We start from the raw sequence: 16,392 nt of genomic DNA, 5'->3' as shown, positions 1-16,392 counted from the left end.
GAGGCAGCCGGCCGCCGTACGCCCGCGACGACCATCACTGCCGGATTCGGATGGATGTTTCCTTTCGTTGGTCTGTGGCGGACCCTGGAATAGAGGGGTACGGCCGGAGGGCGTGACCTGTCGGCGGTGATGGGAATGAAGGGTTCGATCCGGATCGGAAGCATCCGAGGGCTGGCGATCCAGGCTCACTGGAGCGTGCCGCTGGTCATGCTCTTCTTCGCGTACGGACTGGCCAACTGGACGCTGCCCAGGTATGAGGCGGGCCTGGCACCGGTTGTGTACGCGGCCGCCGGGGTTGTCGGTGCTTCGCTGTTGCTGGTGAGTCTGGTGGTGCACGAGGCCGCGCACGCGCTGACGGCCCGCAGGGCGGGGATGGCAGTGCGGGATGTGACGCTGTGGGCGCTCGGCGGACTGACCCGGATGGACCGGCCGACGACGGCACGCACGGCGTTCTCGGTCGCCGTCAGCGGGCCGATCGCCAGCCTGGTGCTCGGCGGTGTCTGGCTGGGCGCGGCGGCCGGTGTGGACGCGACGACGGGATGGCGGATTCCGGTTGCCGTGCTCGGCTGGCTGGGCGGCACGAACCTGCTGTTGGGCGTCTTCAACCTCCTGCCCGCCGCGCCCCTGGACGGAGGCCGGGTGGTGCAGGCCGTGGTGTGGTGGCGTACGGGGGACCGCGAGCGGGCCCAGCGGGCGGCCGGTCGCAGCGGACAGGTCGTGGGGATGGCGCTGGCCGCCGGCGGGTGGGTGGTGCTCTTGAGGGGCACGACCGGCGGTTTGTGGCTGATGGCCATCGGTCTGTTCGTGGCCGGTACCGCCGCGACCGAACGGCGGTGGGCGGAGCTGGTCACCGCCCTGCGTGGCGTGCGGGTGGGGCAGACGATGACCACTCCGGTGGTCACCGGGCCCGACTGGCTGACCGTGGACGGCTTCCTGTCCGAGGTGGCCGCCCGGACAGGGCACTCGGTGGTGCCCCTGCTGGACTTCGACGGTCACCCCAGCGGCCTCCTGCAACTGCGCCGGCTGGCCGCCGTACCGCCCGGGCAGCGGGAGCGCCTGCGGGTGCGGGACCTCGCGACCCCGCTGTCCCGGTGCACCCTCGCCGCACCGGACGAACTGCTGAACTCCGTACTGGAGCGCCTCGGTACCGCGGGTGGTGGACTGCCCATCCTGGTCATGGACGACGGCCGGCTCGGCGGGATCATCACCGCGCACGACATCGACCGGTCCCGCCGGCGCTACCGAGGCCCGTCGGCCCACAGGGAGCACCCGGCGTAAGCGGCTGGGTGCTCCTCCCTTGGTGTCCCCCGGAGGGGATTCAGTTCGCGTGGGCGAAGGGCACCCGGGTCCAGCTCAGGACCTGCTTGCTGCCCGGATCGATCGTCACCTTCAGCCAGTTGCGGACGTCGGTCGAGCCGTCGATCGTGACCCGGTGGAGGTGGGGCGCGACCGTCTTGACCCCGTAGAAGGGCAGCCACTGGGAACCGGTGTCCAGCGGCTTGTCGCTGTTGTAGACGTGGCTGTCGCCGTTGAAGAGGTACACCGGGCCCCGGAACTTGGCCGACTCCTCGGCGATCGCCTTGACGATCGGCTGGAAGGCGTAATAATCCGCGAAGGACGGGCCGGTGACCGTCGGGTCGAACATGTCGGCCTGGGTGAGCAGGACGACGGCCTTGTTGTGCTCGTGCGCGGCGGCCGCGAAGGTCTCGCGGATCTCCTGCACCACGGCGGCCGTACGGCCCAGTACCTCGGCCGCCTGCTCCGGCGTGGCCGAGGTGTTGCCGGTCCACGGGGCCATGTTGTTGTTGCTGCCGACGATGTGCAGGGCGGCGAAGGCGACGTTCGCCCGGGTGTACCGGACGTCCTCGGGGTAGCCCTGGTCGGCCTGCGAGGTCACCCGGACGCTGTTGCGGCCCAGTGTCCGGTCCGGCTGGGGGAAGAAGACCTCGCGGATGGCGGCCAGGCGCTCCAGCGGGTCGTAGCTTCCGTTGTTGGGCCGGTGGCAGTCGGTCCACTCGTTGTCGCCCACCGTGTAGACCAGCGGGTCCTCGAACATGTCGAAGTCCGACTTGATCAGCTTGAAGTAGTCGTCGCTGCAGACGGTGGAGCCGTTCTTGATGTCGCCGATGTGGTTGACGAACCGTACGTCCGGGTCGGCGTTGATCTGGCTGATCACGTTGGGGAAATCCGCGATCTGGGTGTCACCGTAGGGAATGTCGCCGATCACCGCGAAGCTGAAGCGGCTGTGCCCGGGGTCGGCCGTCGCCGACGGGGTGGTCAGCGCGAAGGTGAGGGCGCTCAAGGCCAATACGACGGATGCCGCGCGACGCCACGATCTCATCGAAACCTCCTGGTGGTATGCGGCAGCACTGTTCTGCTCGGGTCTTAACTCCGTCTCGAACCGGGATGAGGGAGGGATGAACAGGCGCCGTACACCAAGATCGTCCGGGATCTGTGCCGCGGTCTCGGCCTACGACCGCGTCGTGTACGGGCGGGCGTGCGGCTCGCCGGTCACAGGCGCGGGTGCGGGTTCTCCGGTGGTGCCGCTGAGGCTCGGGCTCGTGACGGCGGGCTGACCGGTCGGCAGGGTCAGCAGCAGGCCCAGGGTGATCCACACATAGGTGTTGCTGCCGAGGAAGCCGTCGAGTCCGGAGGCGTCGTCGAACCACAGCCAGACCACGCTGCTGCACAGCAGCCCGTACAGGACGGCCGCGGTCCGCAGACGGCGTACGCGCACCAGCACTGCGAACGACGGCAGCAGCCAGACGAGATGGTGCACCCAGGTGATCGGGCTGATCAGGCAGGAGACGAGCCCCGTGAGGGCGAGGGCGGCCGGCCAGTCGTCGGCGCGCAGGGCCCGGTGCGTGCGCCACACCCACACCGCCAGGACGAGGACGACGGTCAGGGCCCAGACGGCACGGCTGGGTTCGCCGGGTGCGGCGAGCCGGGCGAGGACGCCCTGGAGGGACTGGTTGGAGACGTAGTCGAGGCGGCCTACGCGGGTGGTGTCCCAGAGAGCGTGCGTCCAGTAGAAGCGGGACGCGTCCGGTGCCGCCCAGGCCGCGAGAACAGTGGCGACGGCGGTGACGGCGGTCGCGACGGCGGCGGCCCGCCAGCGCCGGGCGAGCAGCAGCAGGCCGATGAAGACCGCGGGCGTGAGCTTGACGGCCGCGGCGAGCCCGATGCCCGCCCCCGCCCAGCGGCCCCAGCGGCCGCGCCCGCTGGACAGCAACCAACCGTCGGCGAGCACGAGGGCCAGCAGCAGGAGGTTGACCTGTCCGAAGCTGATGGTGTCCCGTACGGGTTCGAGCAGCGCCAGCGCGCAGGCCGCCAGGGCCCAGCCGAACCAGCCGTGGCGGCGCAGTTCCCGGCCGACGAGGATCCACAGCACGGCGGCGACGGCGGCGAGGTTGAGCAGCAGCGCGCCCGCGATCGCCGTGTTCGGCCCGACGAGCGCCATCGGCAGCATGCTCAGGGCGGCGAACGGCGGGTAGGTGAAGCCGTAGGTGGTCCCCGGCACCTGGTAGTCGTAGATACGGCCGCCGTGGTGCACCCAGTCGTTCACGGCGCCGTAGTAGACGCGCAGGTCGAACCAGCCGCGCAGGAGCGGCACGGTGGCGGTGAAGACGGTCACGGCCACGGCGAGGCACAGGACGAGGACGAGCCGTCCCCTGTCGGTGCGCGGCAGTCTCACGCGGTCCCCCCCAGCACTGGTGCCTGAGCGGTCTGGTGGGCCTGCCACAGGACGACCAGGGCGAGCGCGCCTCCGGAGACCGCCAGGGCCACCTGGGCGAGATCCGGTGGGTCGCCGCTCGGCAGTACGGCGAGCGCGAGGACGGCGGTCGCGGCGCCCACCCGGTGGCGGACGGCGGCGCTGGGCGCGGCGGCGGCGATGAGGAACAGGCCCCACAGGGCGTACCAGGGCCGGATCGCCGGGCCGAGGACGGCCACGGCGGCGAGGCTCAGGCCGAGCGCGTAGATCGGGCCGGGCCGCAGCCGGAGCCAGATGAACCACACGGCGGCCGTGGTCGCGAGAAGTCCCGCCGCGTGCCAGACCGGGGTGGCGAGGGGCGCGAGGCCGCTGCCCAGTTGTGCGAGGACGTCGCCCGTGACCCGGCCGAGGACGCTGGTGGGCGACCAGTTGTGCGGGGAGACGGGTGTCCGCAGGGCCGCTATCCAGCCGTATCCCGTGCCCGTGAGGGCGGTTGCCACGACCGTGGTGGCGAGCGCGACCGCGGTGGTCGTGGCCACCGCGCGTGCCATCCCGGTGTGCCGGCGCAGCGCGATCACGGCCAGCAGGCCGAGCGCGGCCGGTGCCTTCACCAGCGCGGCGAGCGTGATCAGGACGACACCGAGGACGTGCAGGCGGCCGCGGGCGGCGAGCAGTCCGATGCCGAGCAGCCCCAGCATGATGGCGTCGTTGTGGGCGCCGGCGACCAGGTGCAGCAGCACCAGCGGGTTGAGGGCGCCGAGCCACAGTGCGGCGGCCGGGTCGGCGCCGCACTGTCGGGCGAGCCTCGGCAGTGCGACGGCCATGAGGGCCACGCCGAGCAGTGCGACCAGCCGCATGCCGATCAGGCCGGCCGGCAGTTCCCCGCGGGTCAGACCGGACAGGGCGGAGGCAACGGCGAGGAAGACCGGACCGTACGGGGCCCCGGTGTCCCGCCACACCGGCGCGACCTCGGCCGCGAGCGGCCCGCCGAGTTGTGCGGGCCCGTGCGTGTACACGTCGAGGTGGGCGTCGACCATCGCGCCCTGCGCGAGGTAGCTGTACACGTCCCGGCTGAACAGCGGCGGCGCCAGCAGCAGCGGTGCCGCCCACACGGCCAGAACGAGCAGCAGGGCACGGGGCGTGGGCGGCTCGGGGCCGCGGATCACCCGGCCGAGCAGCGCCCACGCGGCGATCAGCAGAACGACCCCGAAGTACACCCCCACCAGTCCGAGCGCGGCGCGCCCGGACTCGGGAGAGACCAGATCCGCAACCGGCAGGGCCCCGGCGGTCTGACCGCCCAACGCTAGGAAGGCGGTACCGGCCAGGCCGAGGGCCTGGCAGCGGCGGAGATCGACGGGGAAAGCCATGGCCAACACTCGGGAAGCGTGTCAACGCCTGGTGGCCGGAAGGCGACGCACGCCTCTCGGCCGGGCGGCGCGCGCATGACCGCCGTGTGAGCGGCGCGCGTAGGACTGCAGTGCGTGCGGCGCGCGTACGACTGCCGTCCGAGTGGCACGCGCATGACTGCCATGAGAGCGGCCCGCGCAGGGCCCCGTGTAAGCGGCGCGCGCATGACCGCCGTACGAGCACAGCGCGCGTACGACTGCCGTGCGAGCAGCACGCGTACGACCGCCCTGCGAGCGGCACGCGTACGACTGCCGTCCGAGTGGCACGCGCATGACTGCCATGAGAGCGGCCCGCGCAGGGCCCCGTGTAAGCGGCGCGCGCATGACCGCCGTACGAGCACAGCGCGCGTACGACTGCCGTGCGAGCAGCACGCGTACGACCGCCCTGCGAGCGGCACGCGCAGGGCCCCGTATGAGCGGTCCTGGTCAGAGGTCGCCGAGGTGCCGGTCCGCACGCACGGCATGCGGCGGCCGGCACGACCGCGGTGGCGCCGAGGCCGACGCCGCCCAGGGAGCATCGGCACCCGCACCGGATTGCCGACTCGCCGGGCGGGTGGTGGCTCAGACCTCCGGCGAGCCGTTGCCCGCGAGCACCTCGGGCCGCAGCAGCGCCTCAAGGCGTTCGGCCGGGAGCAGGCCCTTCTCCAGGACGAGTTCGGCGACGCCGCGGCCGGTGGCCAGGGCCTCCTTGGCGATGCCGGTGGCCGCCTCGTACCCGATGTACGGGTTGAGGGCGGTGACCAGACCGATGGAGTTCTCCACCGCGGCCCGCAGCTGCGCCGTGTTGGCCGTGATGCCGGCCACGCACCGCTCGGCGAGGGTCAGGCAGGCGTGCTCCAGATGCGTGATGCTCTCGGACAGGGAGTGCAGGATGATCGGCTCGAAGGCGTTCAGCTGGAGCTGACCGGCCTCGGCGGCCATGGTGATGGTCACGTCGTTGCCGATCACCTCGAAGGCGACCTGGTTGACGACCTCGGGGATCACCGGGTTGACCTTGCCGGGCATGATGCTCGAACCGGCCTGCACCGGCGGCAGGTTGATCTCGCCCAGGCCCGCGCGCGGACCGGAGGACAGCAGGCGCAGGTCGTTGCAGCTCTTGGAGAGCTTGACGGCGATCCGCTTGAGCACGCCGGACATCTGCACGAAGGCACCGCAGTCCTGGGTGGCCTCCACCAGGTTGGCGGCCGTCACCAGCGGCAGGCCGGTGATCTCGGCGAGGTGGCGGCGGGCCGACTCGGCGTATCCGGCGGGGGCGTTGAGACCGGTGCCGATCGCCGTGGCGCCGAGGTTGATCTCGTGGATCAGTTCGACGGCCTCCGCAAGCCGGAGACGGTCCTCGTCGAGCATGACCGCGAACGCGGAGAACTCCTGCCCCAGCGTCATCGGCACGGCGTCCTGGAGCTGGGTACGGCCCATCTTGAGTACGTCGCGGAACTCGACGGCCTTCCCGGCGAAGGCGTCCTGGAGTACCGCCATCGCCTTGAGCAGACCGCGTACGGCGAACACCGTGGCGATCTTGACGGCGGTCGGGTAGACGTCGTTGGTCGACTGGCCGAGGTTGACGTCCTCGTTGGGGTGCAGGTGCTGGTACTCGCCCTTGGCGTGGCCGAGCAGTTCCAGCGCGCGGTTGGCGACGACCTCGTTGGCGTTCATGTTGGTGGAGGTGCCGGCGCCGCCCTGGATGACGTCGACGACGAACTCGTCGTGCAGTTTGCCGTCGCGGATCTCGCGGCAGGCCTCGACGATGGCCGCGGCCTTCCGCGGCTCCAGCAGGCCGAGTTCCTCGTTGGCGAGGGCGGCGGCCTCCTTGACGGCGGCGAGGGCGTCGATCAGATGCGGGTAGGCGGAGATCGGCGTCCCCGTGATGGGGAAGTTCTCCTTGGCGCGCAGGGAGTGGATGCCCCAGTACGCCTCGGCGGGTACGTCGCGGTGGCCGAGCAGGTCGTGCTCGCTGCGGTGGGCTGCGGCGGTCATGGCTGTGCGGGTCCTCTTTCGGAGGTGGACGGTGCGGTCAGGCGGGCGTCTGGGCGTGGGGGCTGCCCCCGCCCGAGTGGAGCCCGGAGCCCGGGGCGGGATCGAGCGCGCGGGCGGGCCGGACGCTGCCGACCGGTCGGCCGCCGCCGAGCAGGGGCTCCCCGGCGAACTCGGCGAGCGCGGCCGGGTCGACCCCGGCCCGCGCGAGGGCCGCGGCGGCGACCGGGACACGCGCCCGGTTCGCTCCGTCGGCGATCTTCACCGCGACGGCCCGGCCGTCCGGCAGCGCGGCGACCTGGACGCCCTCGAAGCCGTCCTTGGCGAGCAGCCCGGGCACGGCGCGCATCAGCGCCGCGACGTCGCGCCCGGAGCCGGAGGCCGTCTCGGCGTGCTCGCGCATGGCGTCCGCCACCCGCGCCTCGGGGGTGCCGGCCGGCGCGGTGGTGATCCGGGCCGCGGCGCGAGCGAGCCCGTGCAGCGAGACGGCGAACAGGGGCGCTCCGCAGCCGTCGACGGTCACGCGGGCGATCGCCTGCCCGGTGAGGTCCTCGACGGCCTCGGCGACGGCCCGCTGCAACGGGTGGCCCGGGTCGAGGTAGTCCTCCAGCGGCCAGCCGTTGAGCCGACAGGTGTAGAGCATGGCCGCGTGCTTGCCGGAGCAGTTCTGCGCGAGCCGGGACGGCAGGCGCCCCTCGCGCACCCAGGCGTCGCGGACGACCGGGTCGTACGGCAGGTCGGGGACGTTGCGCAGGTCGTCCTCGGTGACTCGGGCCAGCTCCAGGATGCGCCGGGTGCCGGCCAGGTGCCGCTCCTCCCCGGAGTGGCTGGCCGCGGTCAGCGACAGCAGCTCCCCGTCGAGCGGCAGCCCGGCGCGGAGCATGGCCACCGCCTGCACCGGCTTGAGCGCCGAGCGCGGGTAGAAGGCGGCCTCGATGTCTCCGAGTTGCAGTTCCACGGCTCCGTCGGCGCCGAGGACGACGACCGAGCCGTAGTGGATGCCCTCGACGACCCCGCCGCGGACGAGGTGGGCGACGGGGGCGTGCAGGGGCTCCCGGACCACAGGAGCCTCGGCCACCGAAGTTCCGTACATCACTGCCTGGTTCATGCCTCGGGTCCGTCTTCCGTGGGGGCGTCCGTGCGGCTCGGGCGCATGATGTCGGTGAGGGTCGTCTCGACGCGGTCGAGGTGGTGGGTCATGGCCTGCACCGCGTCGTGCTCGGAGCCGTCGATGAGCGCCTCGACGATCGCCCGGTGCTCGCGGTTGGACTGCTCGCGCCGGCCGCCGAGTTCGTTGAGGAAGGCGGACTGGCGGGCCAGCGCGTCCCGGATCTCCTCGATCACCCGGCGGAAGACCGGGTTCTGGGCGGCTTCGGCCACGGCCAGGTGGAAGACGGTGTCCATCGCGACCCACGCGGTGGTGTCCGTCTCCTGCTCCATCCGGTCCAGGAGGTGGGCCAGGTGGTCGAGGTTCTCCGCGGTGCGGCGCCGCGCCGCGTACCCGGCGACCGGGATCTCGACGTGGCGGCGCACCTCCAGGAGGTCGCTGGCCGTGTAGTCGCCGAAGGTGGGGTCCTCGACGGCGGCGGCGACGACGAAGGTGCCCTTGCCGGTCCTGGAGACCGTGAGCCCCATCGTCTGCAGGGCCCGCAGGGCCTCCCGCAGCACGGGCCGGCTGATCTCCAGGGTGCGGCACAGCTCCGCTTCCGAGGGGAGCTTGTCGCCGATGGCGTAGTCACCGCGCTCGATGGCGCCGCGAAGGTGGCCGAGCACCGCTTCCATGGCGCTGACGCGCCGCGGTCCCGAACCACCTGTCTGGCTGTCTGACAGGTTCACGGGGTGATCCTGCGGGTGACGGGGCCGGACTGTCAAGGCGTGCCCGAATCCGAGAGCTACCCGGCGGGCAGCGCCTCCCGCATCGCCTTCGCGGCGCCGGTCGGGTCGTAGTCCTCGGGGACGCCCGGGACCAGGATGATGTCGCCTTCGATGTGCCGCGAGCGCAGCGGTGCGATCTCCTGGTACGCGGGTGAGTCCCACCAGGCCCGCGCCTCGGCAATCCCGGGGAAGGAGATCACCACGACATGTCCGGGCCAGCTGCCCTCCTTCACCTCGTGCCGCGCGGCGTGCACGAGGAAACGGCCACCGTACGGCTCGAAGGTGGCGGAGATGCGCTCGATGTACTCGGCGATCTCCGGGTGCGGAGCGGCCTCCTGCAAGTGAGCTATGGCGTAGGCGGGCATGTCGTCCTTCCGGCCGGTCGGGCTCTGTGACACCGGCGATCCTGGCAGGTGGGCGCGCTGGCGGCGATGACCTGGCAGGTAAGCACCCTCCGCGCGCACGGGGAGGGACGAGGCCGCCACCGCCGGCTCGTGCACCCCTCCCGGGCGCGAGCCATGAAGCGCCTCACCTCTGTGACACGCTGTGAAGCATAGGGTGGACTTTCAAGCTGCATGGTGGTGTTGCGGCTGGGCTGGGCGCCGCACTCCTCTCGCTGGCCGCGCTCACTTGGCTGCCCGGGACCTTGCCGCTGTCGGGCGCGAGTTGGTGGGAGGCCGCGATCTTCGCATCCGCCTTCTCGACCTGTGTCTCCGCTCTGGTGCGACTGGCCCTGACGCGTGCGGCCAAGGACGTGGTGTGGCTGGCCTTCCGGTGCCTGCCGGGCACAGTGCAGATGGCGCTTGGGGCGTTGGCCGTGGGAGGTGCGGCACTGCTGGTGTTCAGCACGCAGCAGGAGACCAACCTTCAGTCGGCCGAGATAAGGGATGGCCGATACGTCGCCCTCGACACGACCCCCCATGCGCGCGGCAGGGTCGAGATCTCCCGGCACCGCTACGAGGACGTGCTGGAGAGCGATCAGCGCACCATGCTCGCCATCCCGGGCCTGCTCTGCCTCGGCGGTGCCTATGCCGCGCTGACAGCCGGGGAACTGCGCCGCGCGGACCGCGCTGTTGCCCCGGCTGACGCCACGTAAGTCGCGCGCTACTGCCCCACCCGGCCGTCGATGCGCTCGCGCAGCAGATCGGCGTGCCCGCAGTGGCGGGCGTACTCCTCGATCCGGTGGACCCACAGCTCCCGGACCGAGTTGCGGTCGCGGCCCACCCGCGCACCCAGATCGGCGTACTCGGTCAACACCGCGTCGGTCGCCGCCTGTTCGCGGGCCAGATCGGTGAACGCGCCGTCCCCCGGGCCCTGTTCCCCGACGGCCCCCTCGAAGTGGCCGTCATCCGCTCCGTACAGCTTCGGCGCCGGGTCCCCGGCACGATCCAGTTGCGCCAGTCCCGCTCCACCTCGGCAAGGTGGCGGACCAGTCCCAGCAAGGACATGGTCGACGACGGCACCGACCGGCGTACCAGTTGCTCCGGGTTCAGCCCCTCGCACTTCATCCGCAGGGCCAGCCGACAGTCCGTCAGGTAGTCCAGCAACTTCGCCAACTCGCCATCGGGGCTGGGTTTGTCATTGTTACGGGGCCCTCGTGCAGGAGTTCAGGTGGTTGACGAACCTCCGAGTCCAAGGTGGAAGCGCAGCAGGCGTACCCGCCCCCTCGATTATCGGCCATGTCATGTACAGCTCTTGACCGCATTGGTTTAGACCTTTAGATTCCAGGCCGTCAGGCCCCTCCCACAGCGCCGGGTCGAGTCCTCGTGGCGCCACGACGCTCTTCGCCGGCTCGCACTCGTCCCCCACCCTCGCGGCCGCCCCGAGCCCCACCGGAGCCCGGCGGCCACGTCGTCACTCCATCACCTCTTCCTCAGGAGGAGCACTCCTCATGTCGACCCCCCACCCCGGTACCAGCCTTCGCAGACGCTCACCTCTGGCCAGGCTCACGGTCAGCGCGGTGCTCGCTCTCGCCCTCTCCGCTCTGTTCGCCGTCTCGCCCGCTTGGGCGGCGGATGGCCAGATCAGCGGCCTCGCGGGCAAGTGCGTCGACGTCGCCGCCGCGAGCAACGCCAACGGCACGGCCGTCCAGCTCTACGACTGCAACGGCACGAACGCCCAGAAGTGGTCCAACTCCGGCGACGGAACCCTGCGGGCGCTCGGCAAGTGCCTCGACGTCGTCGACCGCAGCACGGCCAACGGCGCCGCCGTCCAGCTGTGGGACTGTTCCGGCGGAGCGAACCAGCAGTGGGTCGTCACCGGCGCTCGCGACATCGTCAACCCGGCCGCGAACAAGTGCCTCGACGTCCGGGACAACAACAGCGCCAACGGCACCCGTCTGCAGATCTGGACCTGCACCGGAGGCGCCAACCAGAAGTGGAACGCTCCCGCGAGCGGCGGCGGCAACCCGTCCGGCTTCGTCGTCTCCGAAGCCCAGTTCAACCAGATGTTCCCGAACCGGAACTCCTTCTACACGTACAGCGGCCTCACCGCCGCGCTCAGCGCCTACCCCGGCTTCGCCGGTACGGGCAGCGACACGACCAAGAAGCAGGAGGCGGCCGCGTTCCTGGCCAACGTCAATCACGAGACGGGCGGCCTGGTCTACGTCGTGGAGCAGAACACCGCCAACTACCCCCACTACTGCGACTGGAACCAGCCGTACGGCTGCCCCGCCGGGCAGGCGGCCTACTACGGCCGCGGGCCGATCCAGCTCAGCTGGAACTTCAACTACAAGGCAGCCGGCGACGCGCTCGGCATCGACCTGCTCAACAACCCCTGGCTGGTGCAGAACGACGCGTCCGTGGCCTGGAAGACCGGCCTGTGGTACTGGAACACGCAGTCGGGTCCCGGCACCATGACCCCGCACGCCGCCATGGTCAACGGCGCCGGCTTCGGGCAGACCATCCGCTCGATCAACGGCTCCCTGGAATGCGACGGCAGGAATCCCGCCCAGGTGCAGAGCCGCGTGGACGCCTACCAGCGCTTCGCCTCCATCCTCGGCGTCAGCCCCGGTAACAACCTGTACTGCTGAGCAGTTCCCTTCCTCCGGCAGGCGGGGCGTGGACCGATGGAGTACCGGTCCACGCCCCGCCTGTTGCCGGCTCGGAAGCCGGTACGCGGCGTCAGGAAAGCGACGCCGTGAGCCCCCTGAGCGCCGGGAGTGCCGCGGCGCCGATGAGGCCGGTGTCCGGGCCGAGGGCGGCCCGGTGGACGGGCGGCGGCGCGGGGCGCGTGCGGGTGGTGTGGGCGTAGGCCTCGCGCAGGGCGGCGTGCAGCGGCCCGTCGCCGGTGCCGAGCCCGCCGCCGAGCACGATCGCCGAGGGGTCGAGGACGCGGACGAGCTGGCCGAGCACCGTGCCCAGCGCCTGTCCGGCGGTCGTCAGGACACGGGCCGCCGCGGGATCGCCGGACCGGGCCAGGGCGGTGACCTCCCGGGCGCCCGGTACGGGCGAGCCGCCGCAGGCGGTGCGGCGTGCGCCGATGCCGCGGCCGGAGCAGTACTGCTCGAGGTTTCCGCGCCAGTCCGGGTCCACGGAGGCCGGGACCTCCCACTCCCCCAGGGCGATGGCCTCCCCGCGCCGTCCGGCGACGGGCCGCCCGTCGAGAACGAGGGTGGAGGACAGTCCGGTGCCCAGGGAGACGTAGAAGAAGTCGGGAAGGCCGCGGCCGACGCCGTGCCGTGCCTCGCCGAGGGCCCCGCAGCGCACGTCGGAACCGACGGCCACCGGCAACCCCACCGCCATGGGCGACCGGCACGAGCTGCTGGCCCGCTGCGTCGAGGCGCTCTCCCGCCCCGGCGTGGACGGCTTCCTCGGCACCCCGGACCTGGTCGAGGACCTGACGCTGCTCGGCGCCCTTGACGGCAAGCTGGTGCTCGGCTCGATGAACCGGGGCGGCATCCCCGGCGCCTCGTTCGAACTCGACGACCGCTTCACCTGCTACGACGCCCGAGGCATCGAGGAGTCGGGGCTGGACGGCGGCAAGGTGCTGCTGCGTGTCGACCCCGCCGACCCGGGGACCGCGGAAACCCTCAGTGGTACCGCCACCGCCGTGAACGAACTGGCGGAGCGCCGGCTGCTCGCCCTGATCGAACCCTTCAAGTCCGTGCGCGAGGGCGGCAAGGTGCGCAACATCCTGGAGGCCGACGCGCAGATCTGGGTGAACAACATCGCCTCCGCGCTCGGCCGCACCTCCGCCTACACCTGGCTGAAGGTCCCGGTCGTCCCCGACATGGAGCGGATGATGGCCTCCACCACCATGCCCACCCTGCTGCTCGGTGGCGAGGGCGGCGGCGACCCCGACGCCATGTACGCGTCCTGGCAGCGCGCGCTGGACATCGAACACGTCCGAGGGCTGATCATCGGCCGTACGATGCTCTTCCCCGCCGACGGCGATGTGGCCGGCGCCGTGGACACCGCCGTCTCGCTGCTCGGCCGGGAGTCCTGATGTCCCGTCGGCTGCACCTGCCCGACGGCACCGCCGCGGCGGACGGATTCCGCCTCACCTTCACCCCTGAGGACGCGGGGTGGGCCTACAGCTCGCTGCGCGTCCTGGATCTCGCACCGGGTGCCTCGCGGACGCTGGACACCGGTGACAGCGAGATGATCGTGCTGCCGCTGTCCGGCGGCTGCCGCGTGGAGATCAACGGCACCTCCTTCGACCTCGACGGCCGCCCCGACGTCTTCAGCCGGGTCACCGACTTCGCCTACGCGCCGCGCGACGCCCGGCTCACCGTCCACTCGGCGGGCGGCGGGCGGTTCGCGCTCCCAGCGGCCCGCTGCGAGCGCCGGCTGGCGCCCGCCTACGGTCCCGCCGAGGCCGTGCCGGTCGAGATCCGCGGCGCCGGCCCCGCCACCCGGCAGGTGAACAACTTCGCCTCCCCCGAAGGCTTCCCCTGCGACCGCCTGGTCGCCGTCGAGGTGCTCACCCCCGGCGGGAACTGGTCGTCCTATCCGCCCCACAAGCACGACGAGCGGCGCCCGGGAGAGGCGGTGCTGGAGGAGATCTACTACTTCGAGATCGGCGGTCCCGGCCCGAACGGATTCGGCTACCAGCGGGTGTACGAGCCCGCCGCGGCAGGGGTCGACGGGGTGGACGTGCTGGCGGAGGTCCGGCAGGGCGACGTGGTGCTCGTCCCCCGGGGCTACCACGGCCCCTCGATGGCCGCTCCGGGACATCCCCTCTACTACCTCAATGTGCTCGCCGGGCCGGACCCGCAGCGCACCATGGCGTGCTGCGACGACCCGGCCCACCACTGGGTGCGCGCCTCCTGGGACGGCCAGGCCGCCGACCCGCGCGTGCCGATCTGCGACGCGGGAGGCCCGCGATGACCACGTCCACGTCTCTCGGGCAGGTGCGCCGACTGACCACCGCCCAGGCGCTGGTGGCGTTCCTCGCCCAGCAGTACACCGAGCGGGACGGCGTCGAACAGCGGCTGATCGAGGGCTGCTTCGGCATCTTCGGCCACGGCAACATCGCCGGTCTCGGCCAGGCGCTGCTGGAACGCCCCGACGACCTGACCTACTACCAGGCCCGCAACGAGCAGGCCATGGTGCACGCCGCGGTGGCCTACGCCCGTACCCGGCGCAGGCTCTCCACGCTGGCCTGCACCGCCTCGGTGGGGCCCGGCTCCACCAACATGGTCACCGGGGCGGCGCTGGCCACCGTCAACCGGCTGCCGGTGCTGCTGCTGCCCGGCGACACCTTCGCCTCGCGCGCCGCCTCACCGCTGCTTCAGGAGCTGGAGCAGCCGTACGCTGCCGACATCACCGTCAACGACACCTTCCGCCCCGTCTCCCGGTTCTTCGACCGGATCTGGCGGCCGGAGCAACTGCTCTCCTCGGCCGTGCAGGCGATGCGGGTGCTCACCGACCCGGCCGAGACCGGCGCCGTCACCCTGTGCCTGCCGCAGGACGTGCAGGCGGAGGCCTGGGACTTCCCCGAGGAGTTCTTCGCCCGCCGGGTGTGGCACGTCCGCCGCCCGGCACCTGACGAGGCGTCACTGGCCGCCGCCGTACGGCTGCTGCTGGGCGCACGGCGCCCGCTGATCGTGGCCGGCGGCGGAGTGATCCACTCCGACGCCACCGCCGCGCTCGCGGAGTTCGCCGCCGCCACCGGCGTTCCCGTGGCGGTCACCCAGGCCGGGAAGGCCGCGCTGCCGCACGGTCATCCGGCGGCGGTCGGCGCCATCGGCCACACCGGCAGCGCCGCCGCCAACGCCCTGGCCCGCGACGCCGATGTGGTGATCGGCATCGGCACCCGTTGGCAGGACTTCACCACCGCCTCGCGCACCCTGTTCGCCGACCCGCGGGTGGCCTTCGTCAACCTCAACATTGCCTCGTTCGACGCCGCCAAGCAGGCCGGGGTATCGCTGGTCGCGGACGCCCGCGCCGGCATCCAGTCCCTGGGCGCCGCACTGTCCGGCTGGTCCGCGGCCCCGGAGTGGCGTGAGCGCGCGGCCGGACTGGTCCGCGGCTGGGACGCGGTGGCGGACGCCGCCTTCACCGCCGGACACCGGCCGCTGCCCGCCCAGAGCGAGATCATCGGCGCGCTGCGGGATGCCATGGACGAGCGCGACGTGGTGGTGTGCGCCGCCGGTTCGATGCCGGGCGATCTGCACAAGCTGTGGCGCCCCGGCGATCCGCTGGGCTACCACGTCGAGTACGGCTACTCCTGCATGGGCTACGAGATCGCGGGAGGGCTGGGTGTGAAGATGGCCGCGCCCGACCGCGAGGTCGTGGTGCTGGTCGGCGACGGCTCGTACCTGATGATGGCTCAGGAGATCGCCACGGCCGTGGCCGAGCGCCTCAAGCTGGTCGTGGTGCTGGTGCAGAACCACGGCTACGCCTCGATCGGCGCGCTGTCGGAGTCCGTCGGCGCCGACCGGTTCGGCACCCGCTACCGCTACCGCGACCCGGCCACCGGGCACCTGGACGGCGACACCCTGCCGGTCGACCTGGCCGCCAACGCGGCGAGCCTGGGCGCGGACGTCATCCGCGCCCAGGGCCTGGACGGCTTCCGCGAGGCGCTCGCCACCGCGCTGGCCGCCGAGCGCACCACCGTCGTCCATGTGGAGACCGACCCCCTGGTGCCGGCGCCCGACTCGGACGCCTGGTGGGACGTCCCGGTCGCCGAAGTCTCCGCGCTGCCGTCGACCACCGCGGCCCGCGCCGCCTACGAGCAGCAGAAGAAGGCCCAGCGTCCGCTGCTCACCCCACCTCCGGCCTGACCCGGCACCCGGCCCGCGTCCCCTGAGACTCCCTCAGAGGGACGCGGGCCTGTAGGCCGTCACGGCACTGGTCCTTTGGTTGTCACTGATCACACCGGGGATCTGCCAAAGACGCCACTCCCCCGCATCCAGCACGTCCCTCGGTCCGGTCTCCGGCCCTCTCCAACTGCTTTGCGGTTGAGCGCGTTCCGGCCGCCTTC

13 protein-coding genes and 2 pseudogenes are annotated in these 16,392 nt (G+C 72.1%); 6 read left to right on the top strand and 9 right to left on the bottom strand.

The window, feature by feature from the left end; all coding sequences use genetic code 11:
- Positions 1-129: 129 nt before the first annotated feature.
- A pseudogene (locus ACIQFZ_RS25485) lies at positions 130-714 on the top strand (site-2 protease family protein); the annotation flags it as partial.
- 604 nt (positions 715-1,318) lie between these two features.
- On the opposite strand, the gene ACIQFZ_RS25480 reads toward ACIQFZ_RS25485, so the two are convergent.
- The 7 genes from ACIQFZ_RS25480 to ACIQFZ_RS25450 form a co-directional block, all read right to left on the bottom strand.
- Entirely contained in the window at positions 1,319-2,341 is a 1,023-nt protein-coding gene (locus ACIQFZ_RS25480; protein WP_402692213.1) for a metallophosphoesterase, read from the bottom strand.
- A gap of 129 nt (positions 2,342-2,470) precedes the next feature.
- A complete protein-coding gene (locus ACIQFZ_RS25475) occupies positions 2,471-3,694 on the bottom strand; it encodes a glycosyltransferase 87 family protein (RefSeq protein ID WP_383061882.1) in 1,224 nt (407 codons plus the stop codon).
- Entirely contained in the window at positions 3,691-5,079 is a 1,389-nt protein-coding gene (gene mptB, locus ACIQFZ_RS25470; RefSeq protein ID WP_383061884.1) for a polyprenol phosphomannose-dependent alpha 1,6 mannosyltransferase MptB, read from the bottom strand. The genes ACIQFZ_RS25475 and mptB overlap by 4 nt, the downstream gene beginning before the upstream one ends.
- 600 nt (positions 5,080-5,679) lie before the next feature.
- Positions 5,680-7,092: an aspartate ammonia-lyase gene (gene aspA / locus ACIQFZ_RS25465; protein ID WP_365437445.1), complete on the bottom strand. Its 1,413-nt coding sequence runs from the start codon at positions 7,090-7,092 to the stop codon at positions 5,680-5,682.
- A gap of 37 nt (positions 7,093-7,129) precedes the next feature.
- On the bottom strand, positions 7,130-8,182 hold the full coding sequence (locus tag ACIQFZ_RS25460) for an asparaginase (RefSeq protein WP_376652585.1): 1,053 nt from the start codon (positions 8,180-8,182) through the stop codon (positions 7,130-7,132).
- 11 nt (positions 8,183-8,193) lie between these two features.
- Entirely contained in the window at positions 8,194-8,871 is a 678-nt protein-coding gene (locus ACIQFZ_RS25455; RefSeq protein WP_402692237.1) for a FadR/GntR family transcriptional regulator, read from the bottom strand.
- A gap of 110 nt (positions 8,872-8,981) precedes the next feature.
- The gene (locus ACIQFZ_RS25450) at positions 8,982-9,329 is read right to left on the bottom strand and encodes a DUF1330 domain-containing protein (protein WP_376652586.1); all 348 of its coding nucleotides are present in this window, start codon (positions 9,327-9,329) and stop codon (positions 8,982-8,984) included.
- Between the two features lie 281 nt (positions 9,330-9,610).
- Between ACIQFZ_RS25450 and ACIQFZ_RS25445 the strand changes: the two genes are divergently transcribed.
- Positions 9,611-10,060 (top strand): hypothetical protein, encoded by a 450-nt coding sequence (locus ACIQFZ_RS25445; protein WP_402692212.1) that lies wholly within the window; start codon positions 9,611-9,613, stop codon positions 10,058-10,060.
- Between the two features lie 8 nt (positions 10,061-10,068).
- Here ACIQFZ_RS25445 and ACIQFZ_RS25440 read toward each other — a convergent pair.
- Positions 10,069-10,472: pseudogene (locus ACIQFZ_RS25440) on the bottom strand (DUF664 domain-containing protein).
- A 383-nt stretch (positions 10,473-10,855) separates the two neighbouring features.
- On the opposite strand from ACIQFZ_RS25440, the gene ACIQFZ_RS25435 reads away from it, so the two are divergent.
- Positions 10,856-11,995, top strand: coding sequence for a glycoside hydrolase family 19 protein (locus ACIQFZ_RS25435; RefSeq protein WP_365435027.1), 1,140 nt, complete (start codon positions 10,856-10,858; stop codon positions 11,993-11,995).
- A 91-nt stretch (positions 11,996-12,086) separates the two neighbouring features.
- Here the strand turns inward: ACIQFZ_RS25435 and ACIQFZ_RS25430 are convergent, their stop codons facing one another.
- Positions 12,087-12,689 carry an ROK family protein gene (locus ACIQFZ_RS25430; protein WP_383059770.1) on the bottom strand — a complete coding sequence of 201 codons (603 nt, stop codon included), beginning with the start codon at positions 12,687-12,689 and terminating at the stop codon, positions 12,087-12,089.
- A gap of 16 nt (positions 12,690-12,705) precedes the next feature.
- Here ACIQFZ_RS25430 and ACIQFZ_RS25425 point away from each other — a divergent pair, with 16 nt between their 5' ends.
- From ACIQFZ_RS25425 to iolD, 3 genes are read left to right on the top strand one after another with little or no spacing between them, the layout of a single operon-like run.
- Positions 12,706-13,410, top strand: coding sequence for an aldolase (locus tag ACIQFZ_RS25425; RefSeq protein WP_383059769.1), 705 nt, complete (start codon positions 12,706-12,708; stop codon positions 13,408-13,410).
- A complete protein-coding gene (gene iolB, locus ACIQFZ_RS25420; protein WP_383059767.1) occupies positions 13,410-14,294 on the top strand; it encodes a 5-deoxy-glucuronate isomerase in 885 nt (294 codons plus the stop codon). Before ACIQFZ_RS25425 ends, iolB begins: the two co-directional genes overlap by 1 nt.
- The gene (gene iolD / locus ACIQFZ_RS25415) at positions 14,291-16,192 is read left to right on the top strand and encodes a 3D-(3,5/4)-trihydroxycyclohexane-1,2-dione acylhydrolase (decyclizing) (RefSeq protein ID WP_402692211.1); all 1,902 of its coding nucleotides are present in this window, start codon (positions 14,291-14,293) and stop codon (positions 16,190-16,192) included. Before iolB ends, iolD begins: the two co-directional genes overlap by 4 nt.
- Positions 16,193-16,392: the final 200 nt, after the last annotated feature.

The sequence above is a fragment of the Streptomyces sp. NPDC093064 genome (assembly GCF_044754605.1).
Taxonomy (GTDB): domain Bacteria; phylum Actinomycetota; class Actinomycetes; order Streptomycetales; family Streptomycetaceae; genus Streptomyces.
This window is presented reverse-complemented; position numbering and strand designations above follow the sequence as displayed.